Source organism: Shimia sp. R11_0 (assembly GCF_017744035.1).
GTDB lineage: Bacteria > Pseudomonadota > Alphaproteobacteria > Rhodobacterales > Rhodobacteraceae > Shimia > Shimia marina.
This window is the reverse complement of the sequence record NZ_JAGHQY010000011.1, coordinates 123,360-129,528: the sequence shown is the minus strand read 5'-3', so window position 1 is coordinate 129,528 and position 6,169 is coordinate 123,360. Positions and strand designations below refer to the sequence as shown.

7 protein-coding genes are annotated in these 6,169 nt (G+C 57.9%); 2 read left to right on the top strand and 5 right to left on the bottom strand.

Annotated elements, in window-relative coordinates:
* The 5 genes from J7382_RS18635 to J7382_RS18615 all read right to left on the bottom strand — a co-directional run.
* Positions 1-945, bottom strand: a 945-nt coding sequence (locus J7382_RS18635; protein WP_209070482.1) for an SPFH domain-containing protein, incomplete at its 3' end; no start/stop codon positions are given.
* Positions 946-969: 24 nt separating this feature from the next.
* Positions 970-1,884, bottom strand: coding sequence for a DUF2927 domain-containing protein (locus J7382_RS18630; RefSeq protein WP_209070481.1), 915 nt, complete (start codon positions 1,882-1,884; stop codon positions 970-972).
* Positions 1,881-3,077 carry a toxic anion resistance protein gene (locus J7382_RS18625; RefSeq protein ID WP_209070480.1) on the bottom strand — a complete coding sequence of 399 codons (1,197 nt, stop codon included), beginning with the start codon at positions 3,075-3,077 and terminating at the stop codon, positions 1,881-1,883. The genes J7382_RS18630 and J7382_RS18625 overlap by 4 nt, the downstream gene beginning before the upstream one ends.
* Positions 3,078-3,113: 36 nt before the next feature.
* Positions 3,114-3,995 (bottom strand): 5-bromo-4-chloroindolyl phosphate hydrolysis family protein, encoded by an 882-nt coding sequence (locus J7382_RS18620; protein ID WP_209070479.1) that lies wholly within the window; start codon positions 3,993-3,995, stop codon positions 3,114-3,116.
* A 209-nt stretch (positions 3,996-4,204) separates the two neighbouring features.
* The gene (locus J7382_RS18615; protein ID WP_209070478.1) at positions 4,205-5,092 is read right to left on the bottom strand and encodes a pseudouridine synthase; all 888 of its coding nucleotides are present in this window, start codon (positions 5,090-5,092) and stop codon (positions 4,205-4,207) included.
* Between the two features lie 76 nt (positions 5,093-5,168).
* Here J7382_RS18615 and J7382_RS18610 point away from each other — a divergent pair, with 76 nt between their 5' ends.
* Positions 5,169-5,618: a nucleoside deaminase gene (locus J7382_RS18610; RefSeq protein WP_209070477.1), complete on the top strand. Its 450-nt coding sequence runs from the start codon at positions 5,169-5,171 to the stop codon at positions 5,616-5,618.
* A gap of 199 nt (positions 5,619-5,817) precedes the next feature.
* On the top strand, positions 5,818-6,105 hold the full coding sequence (gene gatC, locus J7382_RS18605) for an Asp-tRNA(Asn)/Glu-tRNA(Gln) amidotransferase subunit GatC (protein ID WP_209070476.1): 288 nt from the start codon (positions 5,818-5,820) through the stop codon (positions 6,103-6,105).
* The last annotated feature ends 64 nt before the right edge of the window (positions 6,106-6,169 follow it).

Here is a 6,169-nt window from a genome sequence, read left to right as displayed (position 1 = left end):
GGGCGGGGCCGCATGGGCCGCTTGCGGAGCGGGGGCTGCCTGTGCGGCCGGGCGGGCACCCCATGGGCCGGGCTGATGGGGGGCGTGAGGTTGCGCGCTTTGGGTTGCCATCTGTTGCGCCATCGCTATGCCCATACCCATGCCAAGGCCAGCGCCCATGCCGGAGTTTGGTGTTTGCGCGGCGGCGGTCATGGCCTCCGCGGCGGAAAACTGGGTATATTTGCCCAGATCGCCGACAATGCCCATGGAGGTGCGCTTGTCCATCGCGGCCTCCACGGCGGCGGGCAGTGAGATGTTTTCGATGTAAAGCTCGGGGATTGCGAGGCCGTATTCGGCAATGGTGCCGGAGATTTCCGCCGCCACCAGCTTGCCCAGATCGGCCGTATTGGCCGCCATGTCCAGCACCGGAATGCCGGAACCTGCGATCACGCGGGAGAATTCCTGCACGATGATATTGCGGATCTGGAAGCTGATCTCATCCATGGTGAACTCGCCGTCGGTGCCCACAATCTCGGTGAGGAACCGCGCCGGATCGACCACGCGGATCGCATAGGTGCCATAGGCGCGCAGTCGCACCGGACCGAACTCCGGATCACGCACCATGATCGGGTTCTTGGTGCCCCACTTCAGATTGGCAAAGCGGGTGGTGTTGACGTAGTAGATCTCGGATTTGAAAGGGCTTTTGAAGCCGTGATCCCAGTGCTGCAGCGTGGTCATCACCGGCATGTTGTTGGTTTCAAGCATGTAAAGCCCCGGCGTGAACACATCCGCCAGCTGGCCCTCATGCACAAACACCGCAGATTGACCTTCGCGCACGGTGAGTTTGGCGCCGTATTTGATTTCATGGCCTTCGCGTTCAAAACGCCAAACAAGCGTATCGCGTGTGTCGTCAACCCAATGAATGACGTCGATAAATTCGCCAGTTAGGAAATCAAAAATACCCATGAGGTTGTCCTTTCAAGAGGCGTATTAGAAGTTCTGATTGGTCTGCTCGCGCGACAGAATGTAGGTGATCGGACGGGCGTCTTCCGGCGACATTCCTGGCGTGAGCCGCGCGTCAAACAGCATCGTGAGGAGTTTTTCATCGTGCGTTGTCAGCAGGGCAAATTCTTCGTCGTCGTTGAAAATTGACGGTCTTGCATAGGGGCTGTCATTTGTGAGCCCAAGACCCTGCGCGATCTCTTCATGCAGGCAGGATTTACGCAGAAGGTCTGGGTGCTCTGCCCGGATCAGGGCGACGGCAGATGTGTACGTGTAGGGCGCTGCTTCTGTGGCTTGGGTGACCACGAAACAATAGATCTGTCGCGGTGGGTTTGTAAAAAGCGCTCTGGTTTCCAGCGATGCAGTGGGAAGCAACTGATCCAGGAGGGCTTCTATCTCCGATCGGTCATCCGCGCCCATGATCAAAACGTTGAAATTGGCTTTGCCCGCAGTTTGGCGCATTGGGTGGCCTGTCACGTTGGCCAAGCGTGGAATGTACCCTGCGACCGTCGCATTATCTTTGGCCGTTTGCGCCTCTGAAACAGACGCACCAAAATGCAGTTTGACGCGAACGGGTTCGGCCCATCGGCGCAAATATCCGGCCTGATCTGGGGCCCGCTGCAATCCTGCACCGCTGGTATATTCGTCGTAAAAGGCGATTTTCTCAAAATTTCGCGCCAGCATCTCGGGGGTAAACGGCGTATCAGGCCCGCCGCCATCCGTCCGCAGCAGCCCGCGTGCCAATAAATCCGACTGAACTTGGCGATAGTAGGTCGCCAGCGCTTTGCTTTCTGCGGATCTGCTGGGCGGAGGGGCAACAGGCGGCTCCTGCGGTTTGCTCACCTCTTCGCAAGCCGCCAAAGCCCCCAATAGGCCTAGAAGTATGAGAAAACGTCGTGTCACGCGTTCGGCACGGAAGTCGCCGTTGTATCCCCCAGCCCGTCCTTGCGGGCTTTGGCCGCGGCCAGTGTGTCGCGCAACTCTGCTTCCATCTTTTTCATGTCGTCCTCTGCTGCGGCGCGCTTGGCTTTGCCTTCGTCGGCGATCTGCAGAGATTCGTTGATGGTTGCGATCAGCTCCGCATTGGCGGTTTTCACGGCTTCGATGTCAAACACGCCACGTTCCATTTCTGTGCGTACCGCTTTGTTTGTGGCGCGCAGGTTCTGGGCATTTGCCGTCAAAAGCTCATTTGTGAGATCGTTGGCGTCTCGTACAGCTGCGGCGGCTTCTGCGGAGCGCTGGATGGTTACGGCCTGTGCAAGCTGCGTTTCCCAGAGTGGCACGGTGTTGACCAGCGTGGAGTTGATTTTGGTGACAAGAGATTTGTCATTTTCCTGCACCAGCCGGATAGAGGGCAGGGATTGCATGGTCACCTGACGGGTCAACTTGAGGTCATGCACGCGGCGCTCCAGATCGTCACGCGCGGCGCGCAGATCGCGCAATTCTTGTGCCTTCATGACCTGTGCATTTTCATCTGCCGCAGCAACTTCGGCTTCTTTGGCAGGAATATCAGTCGTGTCCAGCTCTTCAATTTTGGCCTCGCCCGCAGCGATATAGAGCGCCAGCTCATCATAGAAGGCGAGCGTTTTTTCATACAACACGTCCAAAGATTTGATGTCTTTTAGGAGTGTGTGCTCATGGGAAAGAAGGTTGTCGGTGATTTTGTCAATCTGGTCCTGAACTTCCTCGTAACGCGCGGTGAATTTGGCAAAGGGTGCGGCGCGCCCGATGAGTTTTTCCCAGAAGCTGCGTTCGCGACGTACATCCAGTTCAGACACGGAAAAGCCGCGAATTGTTGTCACGATGTTGCGCAGGCTGTCCCCGGCGGGACCAACGTCTTTGTTGCGGACATCTGCCAGCATGGCCTGCGAAATGGTCTGGAGTTCTGATTGAGCGGCTGAGCCAAAGGACACGATGGAATTGGTGTTGCTCATGTCAATTTCGCCCATGCGCTTGCTGATCTCAGCAGAGACAGGTGCGTCCGCTTCTGAAAGTGGTACGATGGCATTGGCCTCTACGGGCTCCGGCAGTGCAACGGTGGCCTCTGTGATCTCCGCAACGACGGCTTCGGCTTTTTTTCTGACAGTGTCGGACATGATGTGTCCCTTTCGCAATTGCGGTCCTAAATGGTTTTACACGTTTGAACGCAGGCCCTCTTGGGCCAAGCGCTCGCGCAGCACGTCAATTTCAATGGTGAGATCACCCCGATCATCCAGCATCAGCTTTTGCGTGCGGGCGGCAAAGTTTTGCTCCAGATCATCCAGGAGCGCTTCATAGTCGGCGCGGGCTTGTGCGTCATCCGTGCGACTATAAAGATCGGCAAACTTAACAGTCGCGTCTTTTGCCCCAAGCAGATAGACCCCCAAATAGCGTCTGGCTGCGCTCAGGTCTCTGGGATCTTCCTCAACCGTCCGAAACAGTTCACGGGCCGTGGCTTGAAAGCTGCTGACGCGACGTTCCAGCGCGCGGTCTCCTGCGCGCTCAATGGCGCGGCTCATGGCCTGCAGATGCGATTCAGCGTCTTCCACGGCGCGCGCTACGCGGTCCGATTGGTATTGGTCATGGCCTTCTAGCCCCTTGTTCTTCAAAGGATCTAACCCAAAAGAAAAGCTGTGCAGCGCGCCACCCAAGGCGGCAAAAACAAGCGCTTCCAGAGGGCCGTGACCGGCGAAGCCTGCGATCGCCAATCCGGTCGCGGTTAGAGCCGACCCAAGGATTTTTCGGGGAAGGGCCGGACGCCGCGCAACTTTACGGGCTTCGAAAGCTTCTTGCGCGATCAAGCCTTCGCGGGTCATCCAAGCTGCTAAAATGAGAGCGCCCAATGCGATCAGGAATTGCATCATTTCCAACGGAGGAGATGTGAACGCTTTCCAAATCAGTGGCAAAGGGGCCAAAAACAACAGGTTTACACGACCGCCAGCGCGGCTGCGTTTTGCGTCTTTAAAGCCGTCATGTTGGTTACCTGCTGTGTTTGCCGCGTTGGGGCTGAATTTTCCGCTATAGCGTTGCGCCATCACACGCCCCCCGTGACAGCAACATAAAAGATCAGCAAGACCAGCAATCCAAACGCCAGTTTTTGCAATCCACTTGCAGACATCGAAGCTCCACCTTGCGCTAATTTACCAGAAATTTAGGAAGTCTCATCGCGCATGGCTAGGGGGAAGATTTCCTGTGGCGCCGCATTGCCGACATTAAATCGGCAATGGCGTTTTACAAGAACTGCTTATTTCCTGCGCCTTGTGGGTTTCTTGCGGTTTTCTGGCGGTACAGCGTCTTCCAAACCCAACTGATCCCGAACAACACGCCGTCGCACTTCTTCGACCTCGCCGGGTTTGAGTTGCCCAAGTTGAAATGGCCCATAAGAGGTGCGGATCAAGCGGTTTACCGTGAGACCAATAGCCTCCATCGCGCGACGGATTTCACGGTTTTTGCCTTCGCGTAGACCAATCGTGACCCAAGCATTCGCACCTTGCTGGCGATCCAGAGTGATCTCCATCGGCTGAAACCGCTCGCCTTCAACGTCAATGCCTTTGCGCAGGGGGGCAAAGGTTTCCTCGGTTGGGCGGCCATTGATACGCACGCGGTATTTGCGCAGCCAGCCGGTGCTGGGCAGCTCCAGCTTGCGTTTGACGCCCCCGTCGTTGGTGAGCAGAAGCAGGCCTTCGGAGTTAAGGTCAAGCCGCCCCACGGTCATAACACGCGGCAGGTTTTCCGGCAGCTTGTCAAAAATGGTCTCGCGGCCTTTCTCGTCGCGGTTGGTGGTCACAAGCCCTGTAGGCTTGTGGTAGAGCCAGATCCGTTCGTGGTCTGGCGTGCCAATGGGTTTGCCATCCACGGTGATACGGTCTTTACCGGTGACATTGAGCGCAGGGCTGCTGAGCTTTTTGCCGTTTACGCTGACCCGACCGGCCTCAATCATGCGTTCGGCATCACGGCGTGAAGCCACACCGGCGCGGGCGAGCACCTTGGCGATGCGGTCGCCCTCCGGTTTTGGTGTAGCAGGGGCCGGCTTTGCAGTGCTCGGCTTTGTGCCCCGCGGGGCGGGTTTTGCAGGGCGTTGGGGGCGCTGTGGTTTGCCAGCGCGGCGGGAGGAGGGCGGTTTCTGGGTCATGGGCCCCGTGTAACGGGGAAACAGTGAACGGGGAAGAGGGATTGCGCATAGGGGCTTTGCGAGGCATGTCGGTGGGATGAAGTTTATCTCTCATATGGATCAGGCGCTGTCTGAAGCGCGGGCCGCCGCTGCACGGGGCGAGGTGCCTGTTGGGGCCGTGGTTGTCGGGCCGGACGGGCAGGTGTTGGCAAGTGCAGGCAACCGCACGCGCGAAGACCATGATCCAACGGCGCATGCGGAAATACTGGCGATGCGGCTGGCCTGTGCTGCGATTGGCAGCGAGCGGCTGGTCGGGTGTGATCTGTACGTGACGCTTGAGCCCTGTCCCATGTGTGCCAGCGCGATCAGTCAGGCGCGGATTGCGCGGCTTTACTATGGGGCAGGAGATCCCAAGAGTGGCGGCGTGGCACAGGGCCCGCGTGTATTTGCCCATCGGCAAAGCCATCATGTGCCGGAGATCTATGATGGTTTGGCCGCTGAGGAGAGCGAGGCATTGCTCAAAGAGTTCTTCGCCAAACGGCGATAGCGCTGCCCCTTAGGTTCTGTGATAGGTTTTGTGGTGCCGCTGCCGCCGGCAGGCGGCGCGATCTCGGGCATCACTTACATAGATACCGGACAGCTCAATCCGTCTGCAGAATGAGGTCAAGCGCTTGCGCCGCTGCGGAGCGCGCGCTAAAGGCTGAGCATACGTTCGCAGAAAGCCCGCAACAGAAGAGTCTTGCCCCATGTCGATTGATGAAAGCACCGCCGCCAAAGTGGCCAAACTGGCCCGGATCAAGGTTGAAGAGAAAGACCTGCCCGCGCTGGCGCAGGAATTCAATGCTGTGCTGGGGTTCATTGAGCAGCTTAATGAAGTGGATGTTGAGGGCGTGGAGCCGATGGTTTCCGTTACCCCGATGCGCCTGAAGCGCCGCGAGGATGTGATTTCTGATGGCGATCAACAGGAGGAAATCCTGAAGAACGCGCCAGATGCGCGTGAAGGCTTCTTTGCTGTGCCCAAAGTGGTGGAGTGATCCGGCCCACGCCGTTGATCCGATCCTGACCACCTGACCCGAATTTTGCCCGAGAGAGAGGCGA